Raw genomic sequence first — 20,195 nt, forward strand, 5'->3', positions numbered from 1 at the left:
AAACTCCTAATCTACTAAAGTTTTACCTTTAACATAATTAAACACAGGGCCATCTAAACAAATATAAACATCGTCTATCTTGCAATGCCCACATTTGCCTATACCGCAGCACATCTTCCTTTCGTAAGATACCCAAATATTCTTTTCTTTAAGTCCAATTTTTTCTAATTCCATTATAGAAAATTTCATCATGGCAGGAGGACCAACTACTATTGCTATAGTATTGTCAGTGATTTTTAATTCTGGTATATATTTTGTTACAAGTCCTATATTTTTATTATAACCATCAGGAGCAGCATCAACTGTTAATATAAGATTCATATTTTTTTCCCATCTTTCAATATCTTCTCTAAATAAAATATCATCAGGGCTTTTGAACCCTATAATAGTGGTCATATCTTTTCTTTCATTCTTATTAGCACTAAAATAATCTATTACACCTCTTACAGGAGAAACGCCCGTACCTCCTGCAATTATTATAATATCTTTGTCTTTATATAAATTAACATCAAATCCATTTCCATAAGGTCCTCTCATAAAAAGCTTGCTTCCAATGTACTTTTCAAATATTTCATTAGTAACTTTTCCTACTTTTCTTATGGTTAAATCAACGCTTCCTTTTTCTATGCCGCTTATTGATATAGGTGCTTCTCCAAACTTTGGAATTGATACTTCAAAAAATTGTCCTGGTTTTGATTCCCCGTTATATGACATTTTAAAAGTATATTCAATTTCTGTATGCTTTTTGATATCTAAAATCTCTGATAAAAAAGGCACATATTCATTGTTACTCATTTAGATACCTCCTTCATAGCATCTTCCAATTTATTGATGCAGTTAGAGTATGATATATATTCAGGACAAGCATCATCACATCTTCCGCATCCCACACACATAGTATATCCATTTCTTTTTTTATAATCAAAAACCTTATGCATAACCTTAAAACGCATACGCTCTCCATTTTTCTTCCTGTAAGCTCCTCCTCCAGCAACATCAGTATACTCATCTACCATACAAGAAGCATGCACCCTTCTTCTCTCCCCAACCTTTCCATTATCAGTATAAAAAATGTCTTGCATAGTAAAGCATGTACAAGTAGGGCATACAAAATTACATCTTCCGCAGTTAATACATCTTGTGTCATATTCATCCCACATCTTTGATTTATAAACATCTAAACTTAAATTTTTTGCTACTTCTACTTTAATATCATTCTCTCTTACATAATCTATCTCTATATCTGATTCTTTATACTCTTTAAATAAACTCCTAAACTCTTCACTCTTGCAATCTATTTCAAAATAATTATCTCTAACGTTTAGAGCAAAATCATATTCATCACATTTATTGCTATCCATACTCACACAAAAGCAATTATCAAAAGATTTTGAACAGCCTATTAGAGCGAATTTTATATTATCTCTCAAACGCTTATAATAATAATCTTCAAAACCATTTTTAAGATATATTTGATCTAATCTTTTTATAGCATGCAAATCACAGCTTCTTAAAAATATTAATGCTGTTTTTTCTCTTTCAATATTAGCCTCTTTTACTTCATCTTCTGTAAAATAAAATAATGTTTGAGTGATTGGCAAAATAGATTCTTTAAATGAATAATTAGATTTTTTATTAAATTCTATATCATCAATATTTGAAATATAATCATATCTTACTATATCCGTATCAGAAAATGTTCCTGTACCTTTAAAATTTTTAGGAGCATAAATCAAATAGTGCTTTTTTAGATTGTCAATCAGATTTTGAAAATCCGATTTATCTAATTTATATCCCATGCTGCAAACCTCCTTTTAATTATGTATTTATTATAGACATTATTAAAAATAAGTATGTGATATATATCACACTGCAATATTAAAATTTTATTAAGAAGTTATTTTATTAAATAAACTATATATCATAAAAGTAATTTCTTAACTTTTCTATATCTTTTATAAATATAAAATTGTCTTTGAATTCTATAAAACCTAATTCTGATAATTTTTTTATTTGTCTTGAAACTGTTTCTCGTCTTGAGCCTATTAATTCAGATATATATGTTATAGTTAATGGTACATTTATTTTTACTATGTTTTCACAGTATATGCCATTATCTTTTACTAATTTTAATAATTTTGAAGCTAATTTTTTTTCGCATTCTAAATTGTTTGTAGTGTTTTGAAGCTGTCTATATAGCCTTCTTATATTCAGAGACATTAAATCCAATATTGCTTTAGATAATGCAAAATCTTTTTCCATAGCTTTTATGAAAATATTTGATGGTATAAGCATAACAATAGAATATTCTAAAACCTCGCAGTTTATAGAAACTTTTATATCTTGTATGCTATGTTCATTTAATATTTGTCCTTCTCCAAATATAAAAATTATTTTCTTATCTCCGAAATTATTTAATTTATATAATGCTGATTTGCCTGACACTATTATATATATAGTATCAATTTTATCTTTATCCATGAATATATGTTCTTTTTCCTTGTATACTTTTAGATTGGAGAATTTTTTTATATATTCTATAGTTTGAGAATTAATATTTTGGAATATTTTTATTTTATTGAATGCTTCATCTAATGTAATCATAATTTCTTATTAAACAATATAATTATATAAAAAAAAGTCAATAAGTATTGATAAAAAAATAATAACTTGCTAAAATGAACAAAATTGTTTTTAGTAAGATGGAATTATATTTTTATTATGATGAGAAAAAAGATTATTGTAGGAAGCAGAAACAGCAAATTAGCATTGGTTCAAACAAATATAGTAATAGAAAAATTAAAAAAGATAGATAAATTTAAAGAAATAAATATAGAAATAAAAGAGATAACAACAAGCGGGGATAAGCATTTAATAGAAAACCCAAACAGTACAGAAAAATCTTTAAAGGGTGCTTTTACAAAAGAAATAGAAGAGGCTTTATTAGATAAAAAAATTGACTTTGCTGTGCATTCTATGAAGGATATGCCTATAATTAATACAAAGGGATTGGTATATGCTTCTGTGCCGGAGAGAGATGATGCAAGAGATGTATTAATTTCAAAGAATAATATTAAATTCAATGATTTGAAAAAAGGTTCTGTAATAGGAACTACATCTTTAAGGCGTTCAAGTTCTGTTATGATGCTTAGAGATGATTTAATTATAAAACCTATACGCGGGAATATTAATACAAGATTAAAAAAGCTTGAAACAGAAGATTATGATGCTTTAATATTGGCTGCTGCTGCTATGAAGAGATTAAATCTTGAGAGTATGATAACTGAATATTTTTCTATAGATGATATTCTTCCTGCACCGGGGCAGGGTGCATTATGTGTGCAGTGTCGAGAAAATGATTATGAGATGATAGAAGTGTTGAAATTGATAGAAGATAAAAATGTAAGAAGATTAGTTGATATTGAAAGAGAGTTTGCATGTCTTTTTGATAGCGGATGTAATTCCCCGGTGGGGGGCTATGCAGAAGTTAGTTATGATAATAATATTATACTTCATGGAAATTTCTTTTATAACAATAAAAACTATAGAGATAAGATTTCTATTAATGAATTAAAAGATAAAAATAATTTAGCTTTAGAACTTTATAAAAGAATAAGTAAAAAAATGAATATGTGAAAAATAGGTTATCTATAAATAATATATAAATAACCTATTTTTTCTATTTATTCTTTATTAGGGGTTAAATACATTTTTACAAAATTAAAAAATACTAAACACATAAAAGTAGATGATATTAGCAATTGAAAACCTGTAACATTTGTTGCCAAAACTCCTAAAGTTTTATAAGTTTCAATAGAAGTGAAAAATGCTCCTGCTCTGTATCCTGCTAAAGTACCTATAGCCATAGGGAATGTTAAAGCTCCAAATAATGGAGTAAATCCGTTTTCAAAAAATTTAAATATATTAAATAATATATATATAAATGTTAATAATACACAAATATATAATATTAGTGCTACAGTAGGATTAAAATACATTTTTAGGCTTTCTACATTATTGAAGTTTAAATAACTTACAAGACATAAAGAACAAGGAGCTAACAATACTGTTTTTGTTTGAACAAAGTTAGCAGGTATAGGTTTTGTGATTATTCTTGGTATTAAAAATATTAATATAAGAACATAAACGCCTATTCCATAAAAAGTTATTCCCATAGCAAGTTGAGGAGGAAGCATATTTATTCCAGCAACTGTAGAAACTAAAAGTCCGTTATAAGTAACAAAATATGAAGGGAGTAAAAAATCTACTTTAAAATTCATAATTATATGGTATATAGTGTAGCATAATATCATAGCCATATGCACAAATACACCTGTTAAAAATATAGCTTTTCCTAAAGCAGTGTTATACCCAGCAATATAAGTACCAAATAGCATAGTGTTCATCGTTATTGTGGTATACATAGCTGCCAAAACTCCGCTTTTATATTCTTCTTGTACTTTAGGAAAAAAGAATATAACTTTCAATATGCCTAATATAGCTGCAAATCCAGCTAAACACATGCATAAATGTCTTACCCAACTGAAACCTAATAGATTATAGACATTTGATAATGTAGCTAATCCTACGCAGGTTCCAACAAAACCAATAGGTAATCCTTTTAATTTAGTCATACTTAAAACTCCTTTTATTGTTAAATTATTATAAGATTTTGTGTTATAAAATCTATTATTGAAGAAATATTATTAATATCAAAAACAGGGACTTCGCTTTTATAATTAATATCATTTGTAATTAAGGCTTTTAAAGAAGAGATTTCACATAAAGGTTTATTAGTTACATCTGTTCTAAACACTTCAATTTTTGGTATATTATCAAGATGTTTAAAACCCTCTAATATAATTATGTCATACTCATTTAAGCTTTTTATAAACTTTATTAAATCATCTTTTTCATCTTCACTTTTTATATAGTCTTTTACAAGCATATATTTTAATGGGGAATATATTAAAGTAGCAGAAGCTCCATTATTTTTAAAATCATAAGTATCTTTTCCATCTGTATCAAAAGAATGGTCATGAGATGTATGTTTTATCACAGCAACACTTTTACCCATATTAACAAACTCTTTTATTAATTTGCATATTAGAGTTGTTTTCCCAGAGTTTCTTTTGCCACAAACGGCAAAATATTGAGGTATAGTTTTTTGAAATAATAAATAATCATCTGAAGTATTTATATTGTGTAATTTAAAAATTGTATATTTTAAATCTATATATTTAACTTTAATTTTTTCTATTAATTTTTTTATTCTATACTCTTTATTTTGTATATTTTTATTTACAGCATTAATTATATTTTTTGAATATATACCGCATAAAAAATAAGCCTTGTTATTATAAACAGGTATAAAAGCATCATGATATTCATCTACCATACTTTGCATATAGTAAAGAAAATCTCTGCTAATATTAGGGGTATCACAGCTTAAAAATTGTATATAATCAGTATTAATATTAACAAATGCACTATGAATACCTCCTAAAGCACCTATGTTTTTATTAATATCTTCTATTGTATATATTTTTTTATTATATTTTTCTTTATAATCAGAAATCAAGGAATTATATTTATCAGAATTATTCACAGATAAATATAATTCTTGATTACTGCATTCTGAAATAATATGTTCTAAAAACGTGCTGTTGTTATCATACTTAAGCAAGGCTTTATCTTTAAAATCAAATCTTTTGCTATTTCCACCGCATAAAACAACAGCAGCTATATTTTCATTAAAAAGCAAATTTAAAGTTTTCATCTATATTAAAAAAGTCTGAATAATCTATATTAAATAATGGTTTTTTTACTTTACTTACATCAATATTTTCTTTTATTAATTGAGTAAGTATTCCAGCATAACGCAAATCACCTTGAAGCAAAGCACCATATATTTTACCGTTTTTATGAACTATCTTTCTGTAATTTCCTTTTTTATCATCAAATATCTCTACCGAATATGAATCATCAGGAGGTATAACATTTCCTATAGACATTGAAGGAATATTAAAGAAATTCATTGTAGACTTAAAATTAAATAGAGTATCTATATCAATATTATTTCCTGTCATATTATTAGCAGCTATTATTGCCTGTTTAACAGCAGCAGACCATATAGCAGTAGTTGCAGTAATATCTCCGGCAGCATATATATCATCAATATTTGTTTTACCAAATTTATCTATAACAACTCCTCCCATTTTATTTAACTCTATTTTGCTGTCTTTTAAATAATCAGTATTAGGAGTAACTCCCATAGCAACAACTATAAAATCAGCATCAATCTTTCTTCCATCTTCAAGCTCAACAAATTTAGGATTTTTATTACTATCAATATCTATTCTTTTTACTTTAACACTATAATACTGAGAAACATTATTTTCTTTTAATTTATCCTGATAAACATTAGCAGAATACTCATCTAATTGTTTGCTTATAATGAAAGGAGCTATATCAATAACAGAAAGCTTTTCTAATCTATAAGGCAAAAGCCCGCTTACAACATCAACACCAATAAGCCCCGCACCAATAACTACAGCATTTTTATATTTTTTAGCTAATTCCATTATTTTTTTACAATCATCAAGAGTTCTAACTCCCACAACATTATTAGCCTCTCTTAAATTTTCAATAGGAGGTATAGCACTTGAGCCTCCTGTAGCTAAAAGAAGTTTATCATAACTCTCTTCATTTCCATTTGAAAGCTTTACAGTTTTTTTATCTGTGTCTATAGATATAGCTTTAGTATTGCTAATCCATTTTACATTATACTTATTAAAAAAATCTTCAGGCATAAAATTAAGAGATTCTTCTGTTCTTTTTCCGCTTATATAATAATGAAGCATGCATCTTGAATATATTTTATCATCTATAGATACTAAAGTGATATCAGCATCTTTATCTAACATTCTAAGTTCTCTCGCCCCATTTAATCCTGAAGCAGAAGCACCTAATACAAGATATTTCATATTATTTTACCTCCTCTAAAGTAATAGCTTTCATAGGACATTTTTTTACGCATTGAGAGCCTTCTTCATAATGCTCACACATATCGCATTTTAATATTTGTTTTTTTGTTAAGCTATCTTCTTTTAATACTCCATAAGGACAAGCCATTATGCACATATAACAGCTTGCACACTGTTCTTTATCATAAGTTACATATCCTGTTTTTGGGTCTTTTTTCATAGCCCCAGACATGCAGGTATATACGCATTCTGGTAAATCGCAGTTTCTGCAAAATATAGGGGAGTTTTTATAATTACTGCTTATAACAACTCTGTTTCTTGGCTCTTCTCCGTCATGTGCAACTATACATGCACTTACGCAAGTTAAGCAGCCTATGCATTTATTTCTATCTATTGCTATTCTTTTTATAGGTTTCATATTTACTCCTTTTTTATTTTTATATAGCCTTTTTTATATTAACAGGTGTTGATTTATATGAAGGCTCTTTTGAATAAGTATCATATACACTAGGAGTTAGGGCATTAGTTTCTATATAGTGTATAGGAGCATATAATTGATTATCAGAAAGAGAATCTGTGATAAAAGCAATAAATTTTCTTGTCTGACCATTTATAGATTCCACTTCAACGGCATCAAAATTATTGATTCCTTTATTTTTTGCCATAGCTTCACTTATGTAAATATAAGCATTCTTCACAGATACATCATTAACAACATCTAATTCTCTTGTTCTTGTTTGAGTATGCCATTGACCTACAGTTCCTCTTCCTGTATTTAATATATAAGGATATTTTTCGCTGCATTGAACAGGGTTTTCTATAGGCATTTCAAACATAAACTTAGCTTTTTTAGTTGGAGTATAATATTGATTGTTTTCAAAAAGTCTTCTTTCATTATCAGTGAGAGGTGCACTTCCTTCAGGATAAGGCCATTGTATGCCAGGTGAATCATTTAAAGCATCATAGTCAACACCTGTAATATCACAAGGCATACCCTTACTGCATTTTTTCATTAATTCAAAAGCATCTTTAGGAGTTTCCCAGCCTTTTAATAAATCACCCATTCCTAAAGCTTCACCCATTTTGTAAAATACTTCATAATCTGTTAATTTGCCGTTTTTTTCTGTGAGTACAGGGCGTAATTTTGATAATCTTCTTTCTGTATTAATTATTACACCTTCTTTATAAAGTCCTGAAGTAACAGGGAAATAAACATCGCAAAGCTTAGAGCTGTCTGTATCATCATAAATATCTTGTACTATGAATAATTCTAAATTTTCAATAGCTTTTTTGAAAGTTTCATTATTAGTCCAAGAATGTCTAGGATTAGTACAGCATATCCAAAGTGCTTTAATTTCTCCAGCGATAGCTTTTTCTATAATTGCATTATATGTAATAGTAGGGGCATTTGGAAGCCATTTTTCTTCTATGCCTAATGCTTTTGATACAGCTTCTCTTCTTTTAGGGTTATCGAAATCTCCGCCTCCGTATAATCCTGCAGTATTACTGAAGGCTCTTGAGCCCATAGCGTTGCATTGTCCTGTTATAGAATTAGCACCTGTTCCAGGTCTTCCTATATTTCCTGTCATAAGTGCCAAGTTAATTATTGACTGAGCAGTGCGTACTGCCTGATAACCTTGATTAACTCCCATAGTCCACCAGAATGAAACATTTTTTCCTTCATGTATCATAGTAGCTATTTCCATAACTTGTTCTTCTGATAAGCCTGTGTTTTCTTTTGCTTTGCTTAATGGAAAGTTTTTTACATGTTCTTTGTAAGCTTCAAAGTTTTCTGTATAATTTTCTATATATTCTTTATTAATCCAATCTTTTTCAATTAAAACATTAGCCAAAGTATAGAATAAATAAATATCTGTTTTACTTTTTAATCCGTACCAATAATCTGCTTCTTTAGCAGTTTCTGATTTTCTAGGGTCTATTACTATAACTTTTTTATTAGGAATTTTATTTAACCTTATTCTGTCCCATATAATAGGGTGTGCCACTATAGGGTTAGCACCAATTAAAAATATAGTGTCTGATAATTCAAAGTCATTTAAAGTATATGGAGGAGCATCAAAACCAAAACTTTGTTTATGAGCAACAACAGAAGTAGCCATGCATAATCTTGTATTTCCGTCTAAATTTCCGCCCAAAAAATTTCTAACAACATGTCCAAATATAGCCATACCCTCTGTTTCTAATTGACCTGTACTTATTCCAGCTATAGCCTGAGGTCCGTATTTTTCTTTTATTTCTTTTAATTTGGAAGCAGTATAATTAAAAGCCTCTTCCCAAGAAACATGCTTAACATTACCTTGTTTGTCTTTAATTCTTGGCTTAGAGTCAGGGCTATTCATAAGACCTTGCTTATTTAAATTAAGTCCTTTAATACAAGAGAACCCTTTATTAACAGGATAGTTTTTAGATGGTATAACTTTTGTGATTGTTTTACCATCTGATGTAACATCAAAATTGCATGCTAATGAGCAGTAATTACATGTTGTTTGCATAGTATTCATATTTTTTTATACTCCTTCATTTAATTATTTTTTATATAAACTTTATATTAACTTTCTCTAAAGCTTTAATTTCATTAACCCCAACATCTATTTTTACAAGTGCTTTTATATTTGAAGGCAAATAGAAAGAGCCTTTATAATCAATTAGTTTAACAAGCGTTGCATCTTCATTAAAAACAAACTCAGCAGGCAAATATTCTTCAGTATCGCTTTTTTTCCTTTTGTATTCTTCAAGTAAAGGCAATTTAAAAAATTGATTATTATATTTACAGCCCATAGAATTATATATATAAGGTTTAACGAAGTTTTCAAAAGCAACTAATACAGCAAAAGGATTGCCAGGAAGTCCGAATATCGCTTTATTATCTTTTTTGCCAAAATAGAATGGTTTTCCAGGTTTTATTTTTACTCCATGACAAAGTTCTTTTATATTAAGTGCATTAAAAACTTCTTTTGTAAAGTCCATATCTCCAAATGATATGCCGCCGCTAACTATTATAATATCATTTTCATCTAATGCTTTATATACAACATTATAAAGACTATCATAATCATCTTTTACTATGCCATAGAATTGGCATTCTATATTCATTGCTTTTAATTTATTTTTTATTAAAAAGCTGTTTGAATCGTATATCTTTCCTTCTTCAAGTTCTTTTGTAATATCTGTAAGTTCATTTCCTGTACTTATAAAAGCAATTTTAGGATTTTTTACTACCTCAATTTCTGAGTATCCGTTAGATGCTAATTTTGATATGTCTTCAGCTTCTAATATTTTTACATTTAATAATAAATCACCTTTTTTATATCCGCTTCCTTTATATATGATGTTATCAGACTTTTCATCTTCTTTTATATAAACATATTTTTTTTCATTTTCATCAATAATTTCTGCAGCTTCAAATTTAGATATTTTATTTATATTGTTTGGAACAACCGCACCTGTCATTATTTTTATGCAGCAATTTTCAGGAATGTTTATGTTTTTGCTTGAATTTCCTGCTATGATACTTTCTTTAAGCAGCAAAAATTTTTTATTACCATTATTAAAATATCCGTACCCATCCATTGCAGATTTATTAAAAGGAGGGTCATCTATTTTGTAATAAAGTTCTTTTTTAAGTACTCTTTTATATGCATCTTTTATATTTATAACTTCGCTTTGTAAAGATATACTATTATTAAATATAATATTATAAACTTCATTTACTAATAATTTATGCATACAATATACCTATATAACCCTTTATTATAGAATATCATGTATGCTTATAAATGCCGTGATTTAAATCACAAATTATAATAAATTTATTATATGTTTTTATCTAAATATTTTTTGATTTTCTCTTTTAATTCTAAAGCTTTTTTGGGATTACCATCTGCTGATATTGCTATAGAATATTCTTCATTTTCTATGCTTGTGCAAAAACGTATATTCATATTTTCTTTGGAAGAAACATTATTAACTAATATATTTTCTTTAATGCATAAATTAGATATTTCATTATTTATTTTCTCATCATCAGTAGCTGCAATAACTAAAAAATATTTTTTTAATGTTTCTCTATCTATTTCAAATTTATTATTTATTATTTTTATTTTTTTATTATCTGCTAATTTTTTTATATCATCTAATATTTTATCAGAAATAACTGTAACATCTTTACATTCATATTTTATAAGCTTATTAATTTTTCTTAAAGCAATATTCCCTCCGCCTATGATGAGGCACTCTTTATTTTTTATATCTAAAAATACTGGGAAAAACATTTTATTATAGCTCTTTTAAATATTTGCTTAAATCCTTTGCATGATAAGTTATGATTATATCAGCACCCGCTCTTTTTAATGCATACATATTTTCTAAAACAGCTCTTTTCTCATCTATAAATCCAAGCTTTGATGCTGCCTTAATCATAGAATATTCTCCGCTTACATTATAGGCTGCTATTGGAATATTGAAATTATTTGATACATCTTTTATAACATCTAAATAAGACAAAGCAGGTTTTATTATAAAAATATCTGCTCCTTCATCTATATCATTTTCTATCTTTTTTATGTATTCTTTGCTGTTTCTAAAATCCATTTGATAACTTTTTCTATCTCCGAAACTTGGGGCAGAATCAGCAGCCATTCTAAAAGGTGAATAATAGCAAGAAGCATATTTTACACTATAAGACATTATAGGAGTATTATAATATCTATTTTTATCTAAAATATTTCTAATAGCATAAACATGACCGTCCATGCAATCTGAAGGAGCTACTATATCGCTTCCAGCTTGAACATGTGATAATGCTATTTTTGATATATATTCAAGTGTAGAATCATTATCAACATTATTTTCGCATAATATTCCGCAATGTCCATGTGAAGTATATTCGCACATACATACATCTGTTACAACTAAAAGATTAGGAAAATTTGATTTTATATATTTTACAGCATTTTGTATTATTCCATTTTCATCAAAAGAAGAGCTTCCTATTTCATCTTTATTTTTAGGTATTCCAAATAATAATACACCTCTTATACCTAAACTAACTATATCTTCTAACTCTTCTTTTAATTTGTCTATAGAAAGTCTAAACTGATTAGGCATAGCTTCTATTTCTTTTTTTACATTATTTCCTTCTTCTATGAATATTGGATATAAAAAATCGTTCATAGTTAAATTTACATTGGATATTAAATCTCTTATAATAGCATTATTTCTTGTTCTTCTGGTTCTTTTAAACATGTTTTTTTATTAATCTCCTAATAATTATTTATCTTCCAATAAAGATTTTATAACACCTTCAGTATAAAATTCTTCAGCTTCTAAATATACACTTAAATTATTATCTCTTATTTTTTTGCTTGTTACAGGTCCTATAGATGCTATTTTTTTATTTTTAATTAAAGATACGTTATAATTAATTGATTCCAAAAATGATTCAACTGTAGATGGGCTAAAAAATATTATATAATCTATCATATTAATATTTTCTATCATTACTTTCTCTTCATATTTTATTTTTTTAGTATTATATAATTCTAATTTTGTGAAGTTTCTATTATATTTGCTGCTTATTTCATCTGCATTTATAGGAGATATATTTGATGTGATTATTAATATATTATCATTTTCTTTAGTATGGTTTAGAGATTCTTTTATTAATTCATTAACTAAAAATTTATTAGGGTAAAAGTCTGCTTTAATTTTATATTTTTCTAAAGCATTTAAAGTTGCTTTTCCTACAACGCCTATTTTTATATTATTTAATATTCTCAAATCATCTATTTTTTCAATAAATGCATTAGCTCCATTTGATGAACATAATAATATAGCTTTATATTTATTTAAATCATTTATTTGTTTATTATTATATTCTATATCTATCATAGGCAGCAGATAACATTGTGCTCCTAAGCTTATTAATCTATTGTATAAAATATTGCCTCTTTTTTTATCTCTTGTTATTAAAATAGACTTTCCGCTTAAAGGCATTTTATCATACCAAGAAAATTTATTTTGAAATTGAACCACTTCCCCAACAATAATAGCAGCGGGGGACTTTATGTTTTTTTCTTTAGATAAACTAACAATATTTTCTAAAGTGCCTACTATTACTCTTTGATTTGGACGGCATGCATTTTCTACTATTGAAGCTTGAGAAGATTTTGATTTGCCGTTTTCTAAAAGTCCATTAACTATCTTTTCAAGGTTTGCTATTCCCATCAAAAATACTAAAGTCCCTTCCAATTTTGAGATTATAGTAAAATCTAAATGATTATATTCACCCATAGCATGGGCTGTAAATACATGAAAACTTCTTGATATATTTCTATAAGTTAAAGGAATGCCTGCATATTCGCATGAGGCTATTGATGAACTTATGCCTGGCACTATTTCAAATTTAATGTTGTTGTCATATAAGAAATCTAATTCCTCTCCGCCTCTTCCAAATACTAAAGGGTCTCCGCCTTTGAGTCTTACAACTGTTTTATTTTGCAAGGCATATTTTAGAATTGTTTTATGTATAGTATTTTGAAGTTCAGGATTTCCGTGCTCCTTTCCTAAATATACTAACTCTGCTTTTTCATTGCAAAATTGAAGTATACTATTATCAACAAGCCTATCATATATAACACAATCGCATATAGATAAAACTTCTTTTGCTTTTAATGTTAAAAGCTCATAAGAACCGCAGCCGCCTCCAACAATATATACTTTGCCAGACATTTTTATAACCTTTACTTAATTATAGAATTCGAAAAAATACTATAATAAAAATATTGTTTTGTCAAACAGATGATGTTTTTATAATTGATTAAATGATAATATAATATATTATTAAATTGTGAAATATTATAATGTATATTTTTTAATAAGGAGGACTTTTTATGAAAAAACTTTTTATTATAATATTTATGATTTTTGCTGTATCTTATATTAATGAAAATTATGCTCAAAATAGCACTAAAAAAGTTAATATAAGTTTCGATTATACAAAAAGAGAGGGTTATTCAAGTAATCAAATAGCTGTTTGGGCTGAGGATAGTAACGGCAATTATATAGCCACAATATATATTACAGATTTTACAGGAAGAAGAGAAGGCTGGACATACAGAAAACAATCTCTAAATAATTGGCAAAAAAAAGCTAATGCTCAAAGTATTGATAAAAAAATAATTGATGCTGTATCAAAACCTACACCGAAACAAGGAAAAGTTAATATAGTTTGGGATTGCAAAGATAATCAAGGCAATATAGTAAAAGACGGTACTTACAAAATAGTTGTTGAAGCTACTATATATCAAGATAATAATGTGCTTTATACTTCTGTTATAAATATAGGAAATCAGGCTAATTCACAAAAAGCATCAGCTAAATATTCAAAGCCTGAAGCTCAAAAAATAGATATAATAAAAAATGTAAATGTAAGTTTTATGCCTTAATGCATTTATTATTTTATATTGACATATACATTCCTATAGTATAGGATAAAATCCTTATAATCTTTATGAGGTAAAATATGTTAAAAAATAAAAATATTTTTAGGATAATTATATCTTTTATTTTATTAATCACAACTTCTTTCTTTTTGTACTCAGAGGAATATGATACTAATTACTATAAAAATCTTTTTGATAAAATGTTTGCAAATGAAGATGAATTAAAAGAAATGGCAAAAGACCCTCAAGGATATATAGAAAACTTTCTTAAAAAGGAAGCAGAAAAAGCATTAAAAGAGAAAATAGAACTTTATAAAAAATATAATGTTATAGAAATAAATACTTTAGAATATGAATATCAAAATACTGCAGAAGGTTTTGGTGATTTAGAAGCTGTTAAGAAGTTTATACAGAAATATGATATAAATGGAGTATATGACGGCTACACTTTGCTTTATACTTATTCAAAATATAATAGCAAAACAGATATAGTAGAGTTCTTGCTTAAAAATAATGCTGATGTTTATAAAAAATCTATTAATGGTAAAACAGCCCTTTACAGTGCTGTATATGATTATTCTTATGATGTTGTTGAAATTATTTTGAAACATTATAAAAACAATGATGATATAAACGATGAGTTTTTGTTGGCAGTTAATCAAGAAAATGAACCTATGTTAAAAAGGCTATTAAAAAAGAAATTTTTATTCTTTGGAAATAAATTCAAAATGAATTTAGACAAAGGGCTTGAAATAGCACTTGATAAAGGTAATGAAGATATAGCAGCTACATTGGTTTTAAACGGAGCTAAAACTGATAATTTTTTATATTATTTGAAATTGGTATTTGGTAAATATTTAATTCTTATAGTTATTATAATTATTTTATTTTCTTCTCTTATTTATGTATATAAAAGAAGATATATTCCTAGTATTTATCAAGAGAGCTCAATATTTATAACTTTTAAAGACAAAGCAAATAATATATATATTTACTGTTATGCTTATTATGGCGGAGTAGTATCTGTAATGCGTGGTTTTTTTGGAAATATATTTATAAATAATGATAAGCTAAAAGGATATTATAATATAGTCAGTAATTTTATGGATAATTATATTGTTATTTATGATTCTAATGATAATAAAAAAAATGATAAAGAATATTTTAGCTGGTATGATTTTCTTATAGAAAGAAATGAAAAAGCTATCATAAAATTTGATTGTTCTCTTAATGATTTTTTTAATAGTGATAAAACGGAAATTAACTATATTATGGAAATATCTGATTCTAAAATTATAAACGGAGTTTTTGAAGTAAATACAAATCCTGATATTAATATAGAATATTTTAAATTAATATTTAGTAAGTCTGCAAAACATAATCGTTTTATGGATATTCTTAATTATTTATTTGATTTCTATCATTTCAATATAAAAAACAATGATAAAATTAATTCATATATAAACGGAGATAATAAATCGTATTCTGAGAAAAAAAATGAGTTGAAGGTAAATATCGAAAAGATTTTAAAGAAACATGAGAGTATGTCATTTAATGATATCAAAACTAAATACTATGATAAACTAAAAGATTTTTATAATGCTGATAATATAGTTTATTTTGATGATAAAACAATATGCGTATACAAGAGATTTGCTAAGATAGAAGCTAATAATAATCTCATAGTAAATAATATATCGCTCATAATTGATTTAGAGAATGAGAAATTAATAACGCCTTATTTTAAAAATTTTGTTAATAATGCTGATGAGATATTAAAAAGATATGATAGTAATTTTTATAAGAATATAGATAATTTGATTTTTCTTATAACAGAAGCAGGTATTATATTGATGAGAGAAAGCGGAGAGAAAAAACTATTTATTGCTTTAGATGATATAAAGAATTATATAAATAAAGAGCATTATTTATATTATTTATTTAATCAATAAATTATTATTGACATAGTAAAAATATTTTTATAATAAAATAATATATGGAGGTTATATGATGAAAAATATTTTAAAATTTTTATTCTTTTTATTAATTTCAAGTTTTTTAGTAACAAATATTGCATGCTCTCAAAAAACAGAAAAAAACACAAATATACCTGAAGAGCTATACGGTCAATATTTTATGTCAGCTGATGAAACATATATGAAATCGCTTCTTATAATTGTAGGTTATAATGGTATAGAAATTAACTATCCTAATGATGAATCTACAATAGAAGTTGTAAAAAAGTGCGTAGATGTTGTTATGGAAAGCGACAGAGCTATAAAAGGAAATATAGCAAATAATAAATTATCTAAAGTATCAGAGAATCATTATAAAACTATATCCAAAAATGATGCCTACATAGAGTTTAAATTTAGTAATGAAGGACTTGAAATGTCTGTTTATGAAGGAACACAGCAAGTTTCATCAATTAATTTGCGTAAATTAAAAAAATTATATTGAAGAATATATTAAAAAATTGTAATTAGATACAATAAAGTGAATAAAAATATTTTTACATTTTTATTCACTTTCTTAGTTACAGCTTTTTGTTTTTAGCAATAAGGTTTATTAACAACTATAAAACATAAACATTAAAACAAAAAATAATTTTTTAAGCTATAAACTCGCTGCTCATTTATAGCTTAAAACAATAGGAGTTTTTATAATGGAAAATATATTTGAGTTTCTATTAAATCAAGATGATAATACTAAGTTTATTGTAGGTTTAGTTTTTATTATTATTTTTTATATTATTTTTATGTATATAAAGAAGCGTTCAAAGGAATGGTATTCTCAAAATAAAATAATAGTAGATGGAAAAGATTTTTTTATGCTTAAAGATAAAGTAAATAATATATATATTTATTGCTATATATATAAAGATAAAGCCTATGCAAAATGGTTTAACGATCACCATTCTAAAATGGAGGATATACTATCATTAAACAACAATTGGGCAGAAGATGAACGAAAAAGACAATTTGACGGTTTTGCAAATGAATATTTTGACAGTTTCCCAAGTCAAATATTTATAAATAACGGTGATGAATTAATTATTCGTGAAACTAGTAAATTATACGTAGATGAAATGGCGGTTTACCATGATTATGACAAAAAATATTTTAAGGATTTATATTACAGACAATACAAAATAGAAACCCCTTTTCAATATTATGAATTTAATCCAAATGATAAACCTAAATTTGAGGGCTGGTATTCAAAAAAAGAAGTAAGAGACAAATTAGCAAGTATAACATTTAAAAAAGATTTAGATTATGAAAAAGCATCTGAAATTGAATATACTATGAATATTGAAAATAAAATAATAGAAGGAGTTTTTGAAGTTATTAGAAAACCTGAAATAGAAATAAAGCAATTTTATATTCCAATTGAACAGATGAGCTTTCCTGATAAATTATCTTACAAATATGAAGGTTTGGGAGTTGATGAAACAAAGAAAATGCTTACTAATTATTTATTTAATTTCAATTATCCTTTTATTAGAGGAAAAGAAAAAATAAATATGGCTATCAGCGGAGCTTATAATTTTGATGAAAGATTCAAACAAGAAAAAGGAAAAGAGCTTGAAGAGAAATTGAACCATAAAAATGCTCTTTTTGATATATTCTGTCCTTTAGATTATATTGGTCTTATATATTATAGGAAATTTAAAGACTTTAGATGCCTTGATATATCATACTATGATGATGAAGTAATATGCGTATACAAAAGAACTGTAGAAACAAATGCAGAAACTAAAAAAGCTATTGTAAAGAATCATTCTCTTATATTTGAATTAGATAGTGAAAAAAGTATAAGTTCCTATTTAAAAGATTTAGTTGTTGATAGTAAAGAGTTATTGTCTAATTATAAACTTACTGAAAATTTTTATAATAATATGGATAAGTTAATATTTCTTTTAACAGATACAGGAATTATAGTAATGCCTGAATATTCTGATTTAGCTATTAATGACTCTGCAGATGAATATGAAGAAATTGCAGAAAGAATATTTATTTCATCAAATGATTTAAAAAATTATTTAAATGAAAGTCATTATTTATTTAATTTTTTTAATGGGAAATAATTGATTTAATGATTAATTTTTACATATTGGATTTTGTAAAAAATAATAATTTGTTATTAATAATATTAAGATTTTAAGGATATATTTTGATTAAATTTAATAATTTATATTATAGGTAAAACAAAATGAGTATTATTTAGCACTAATTTCATACTTGCACTTTTTGCAACTTTGACGAAGTCCACAAAGCGTGTGCAGCGGGAAAAAGTTGAGAAAATATAAAAATTGACAAACTTAAAAATTTTTAATATATATTAAGCAGTTTATTGTTATGAGCATAAGAACTAAAACAAGTGAGCTTAAGTCGCCAAGCAGGTTATTATAGACTGACCAATGGCAAGAATAACAACAATAAGGATAACACAACAATGAAAAATTTAATAACTAAATTTATGGATAAGGATATAATAATTTTGTTAGCAGTAGTGATTTTAGTAGCTGCTGTGATAATAATTATTAATATACCGAAAAATAATGCTAAGAAAAACCCTGTAAGATTTTATAAGAATAATTTTTTTATGCTTAAAGATAAAGTAAACAATATATATGTTTATGTTTATGAGCATAGAACAAATGATAATTATAATGATTTATATTTATCTAAAAATGATGTTTTTCCATATATAGGAAGAATATATATAAATAATGATAATGGTTTTATTATAAATGATGTTTATTTTTCACCTGAAAGAATATCTGTTAAAAAATATTATGATAAAGCAATTTTGACTGCTAAGCATTCATCAGATAGTAAGAGAAATTATAGATATGAGCCAGAAACTTTTGCTGAAATCAAATTCAAAACAAAATTGGATGATATATCAAAATCACAAATTGAATATGTTATTGAGTTTAAGCCTTATGACAGTATTGTTGACTATGTTGGTGATAATATTAAAAAAAGTTTAAGAGAGCCTGTAAAAATAGAAGGTGTTTTTGAAATTATAAGGAAAGATGAAGCAGAAATAATAAGGATGCATAATGTAGAAATATTTAATTTAATTAATTACAAAGGTATTTTATTCAGTTCTGAGAGAATATTCTCTCAGAATGTATTCAATTTTGATTATCTTTTCATCAATGGAAAAGAAAAAATAAATTCTTCTATTAATGGAGTTAGAGAGTTTTCAGATGAGTTTTTGAAAAATAAAATAGAAGAAAATAAAGACATGGTTGCACTTTATGTAAAAGAATCTCAAAAAAGACATTGGAAATCATTGATTGATGATAGCATATTAAATTATATTGATAATTATGCTGATTATTATAATGAACTTAAAGAGTTTAAAAGCTTTAATATATTATACTATGATGATAAAACAATATCTTTATATAAAAGAGCTTCAAAGATGGAAGATTTGCAGCTTGATGAAATAGATAATATGTTTATAACATTTGAGTTAGGAAGTCAGAAATTAATAAGCCCTTATCTTAAAGATTTAGTAAATGAGCCTGAAGCATTATTAAAAAAATACAATGCCCCTAGCGATTTTTATTCTAATATAGATAATTTAGTTTTCGGAGTAACAGATTCATTTATTATAATAATGAAAGAAAAAGGCTATGGAAAAATATTTATTAATAATAAGAATATAAAAGAGTATGTAAATAAAGAACATTATTTGGCTTATTTGTTTAATTGATTGCTATAAAAAATAT

18 protein-coding genes are annotated in these 20,195 nt (G+C 25.9%); 6 read left to right on the plus strand and 12 right to left on the minus strand.

All coding sequences use genetic code 11. The features are described 5' to 3' along the window. Positions 1–6 precede the first annotated feature (6 nt). The 3 genes from asrB to R4I97_RS08935 form a co-directional block, all read right to left on the minus strand. Positions 7–795, minus strand: a complete 789-nt coding sequence (asrB, locus tag R4I97_RS08925; protein WP_335784698.1) for an anaerobic sulfite reductase subunit AsrB — start codon at positions 793–795, stop codon at positions 7–9. Beyond that, entirely contained in the window at positions 792–1,799 is a 1,008-nt protein-coding gene (gene asrA, locus R4I97_RS08930; RefSeq protein ID WP_335784699.1) for an anaerobic sulfite reductase subunit AsrA, read from the minus strand. The genes asrB and asrA overlap by 4 nt, the downstream gene beginning before the upstream one ends. 115 nt (positions 1,800–1,914) lie before the next feature. Next, on the minus strand, positions 1,915–2,604 hold the full coding sequence (locus R4I97_RS08935; protein WP_335784700.1) for a Crp/Fnr family transcriptional regulator: 690 nt from the start codon (positions 2,602–2,604) through the stop codon (positions 1,915–1,917). Positions 2,605–2,721: 117 nt separating this feature from the next. Between R4I97_RS08935 and hemC the strand changes: the two genes are divergently transcribed. Further along, positions 2,722–3,636 (plus strand): hydroxymethylbilane synthase, encoded by a 915-nt coding sequence (gene hemC, locus R4I97_RS08940; RefSeq protein WP_335784701.1) that lies wholly within the window; start codon positions 2,722–2,724, stop codon positions 3,634–3,636. A 47-nt stretch (positions 3,637–3,683) separates the two neighbouring features. On the opposite strand, the gene R4I97_RS08945 is transcribed toward hemC, so the two are convergent. From R4I97_RS08945 to cobA, 9 genes are all read right to left on the minus strand, one after another. Further along, positions 3,684–4,634 carry a TDT family transporter gene (locus R4I97_RS08945; protein ID WP_335784702.1) on the minus strand — a complete coding sequence of 317 codons (951 nt, stop codon included), beginning with the start codon at positions 4,632–4,634 and terminating at the stop codon, positions 3,684–3,686. Between the two features lie 20 nt (positions 4,635–4,654). Next, the gene (gene mobB, locus R4I97_RS08950; protein WP_335784703.1) at positions 4,655–5,779 is read right to left on the minus strand and encodes a molybdopterin-guanine dinucleotide biosynthesis protein B; all 1,125 of its coding nucleotides are present in this window, start codon (positions 5,777–5,779) and stop codon (positions 4,655–4,657) included. Beyond that, positions 5,754–6,986: an NAD(P)/FAD-dependent oxidoreductase gene (locus R4I97_RS08955; RefSeq protein ID WP_335784704.1), complete on the minus strand. Its 1,233-nt coding sequence runs from the start codon at positions 6,984–6,986 to the stop codon at positions 5,754–5,756. Before R4I97_RS08955 ends, mobB begins: the two co-directional genes overlap by 26 nt. 1 nt (position 6,987) lies before the next feature. Then, a complete protein-coding gene (locus R4I97_RS08960) occupies positions 6,988–7,404 on the minus strand; it encodes a 4Fe-4S dicluster domain-containing protein (protein ID WP_219708140.1) in 417 nt (138 codons plus the stop codon). Between the two features lie 19 nt (positions 7,405–7,423). Then, positions 7,424–9,508, minus strand: a complete 2,085-nt coding sequence (locus R4I97_RS08965; RefSeq protein WP_335784705.1) for a molybdopterin oxidoreductase family protein — start codon at positions 9,506–9,508, stop codon at positions 7,424–7,426. A 31-nt stretch (positions 9,509–9,539) separates the two neighbouring features. Continuing rightward, entirely contained in the window at positions 9,540–10,733 is a 1,194-nt protein-coding gene (locus R4I97_RS08970; RefSeq protein WP_335784706.1) for a molybdopterin molybdotransferase MoeA, read from the minus strand. Between the two features lie 86 nt (positions 10,734–10,819). Beyond that, complete coding sequence (locus R4I97_RS08975) at positions 10,820–11,278, minus strand: bifunctional precorrin-2 dehydrogenase/sirohydrochlorin ferrochelatase (RefSeq protein ID WP_335784707.1); 459 nt, start codon at positions 11,276–11,278, stop codon at positions 10,820–10,822. Between the two features lie 4 nt (positions 11,279–11,282). Next, entirely contained in the window at positions 11,283–12,251 is a 969-nt protein-coding gene (gene hemB, locus R4I97_RS08980; RefSeq protein ID WP_335784708.1) for a porphobilinogen synthase, read from the minus strand. 24 nt (positions 12,252–12,275) lie between these two features. Next, positions 12,276–13,736, minus strand: a complete 1,461-nt coding sequence (gene cobA / locus R4I97_RS08985; protein ID WP_335784709.1) for a uroporphyrinogen-III C-methyltransferase — start codon at positions 13,734–13,736, stop codon at positions 12,276–12,278. A gap of 161 nt (positions 13,737–13,897) precedes the next feature. On the opposite strand from cobA, the gene R4I97_RS08990 reads away from it, so the two are divergent. The 5 genes from R4I97_RS08990 (at position 13,898) to R4I97_RS09010 (ending at position 20,179) form a co-directional block, all read left to right on the plus strand. Beyond that, positions 13,898–14,452, plus strand: a complete 555-nt coding sequence (locus R4I97_RS08990) for a DUF2271 domain-containing protein (protein ID WP_335784710.1) — start codon at positions 13,898–13,900, stop codon at positions 14,450–14,452. Between the two features lie 77 nt (positions 14,453–14,529). Then, a complete protein-coding gene (locus tag R4I97_RS08995) occupies positions 14,530–16,401 on the plus strand; it encodes an ankyrin repeat domain-containing protein (RefSeq protein WP_335784711.1) in 1,872 nt (623 codons plus the stop codon). Between the two features lie 58 nt (positions 16,402–16,459). Next, positions 16,460–16,909: a hypothetical protein gene (locus R4I97_RS09000; protein ID WP_335784932.1), complete on the plus strand. Its 450-nt coding sequence runs from the start codon at positions 16,460–16,462 to the stop codon at positions 16,907–16,909. Positions 16,910–17,114: 205 nt separating this feature from the next. After that, positions 17,115–18,536, plus strand: a complete 1,422-nt coding sequence (locus R4I97_RS09005; protein WP_335784712.1) for a hypothetical protein — start codon at positions 17,115–17,117, stop codon at positions 18,534–18,536. 368 nt (positions 18,537–18,904) lie between these two features. Then, complete coding sequence (locus R4I97_RS09010) at positions 18,905–20,179, plus strand: hypothetical protein (RefSeq protein ID WP_335784713.1); 1,275 nt, start codon at positions 18,905–18,907, stop codon at positions 20,177–20,179. Positions 20,180–20,195: the final 16 nt, after the last annotated feature.

The organism is Brachyspira pilosicoli (genome assembly GCF_036997485.1).
In the GTDB taxonomy this organism is placed as follows: domain Bacteria; phylum Spirochaetota; class Brachyspiria; order Brachyspirales; family Brachyspiraceae; genus Brachyspira; species Brachyspira pilosicoli_C.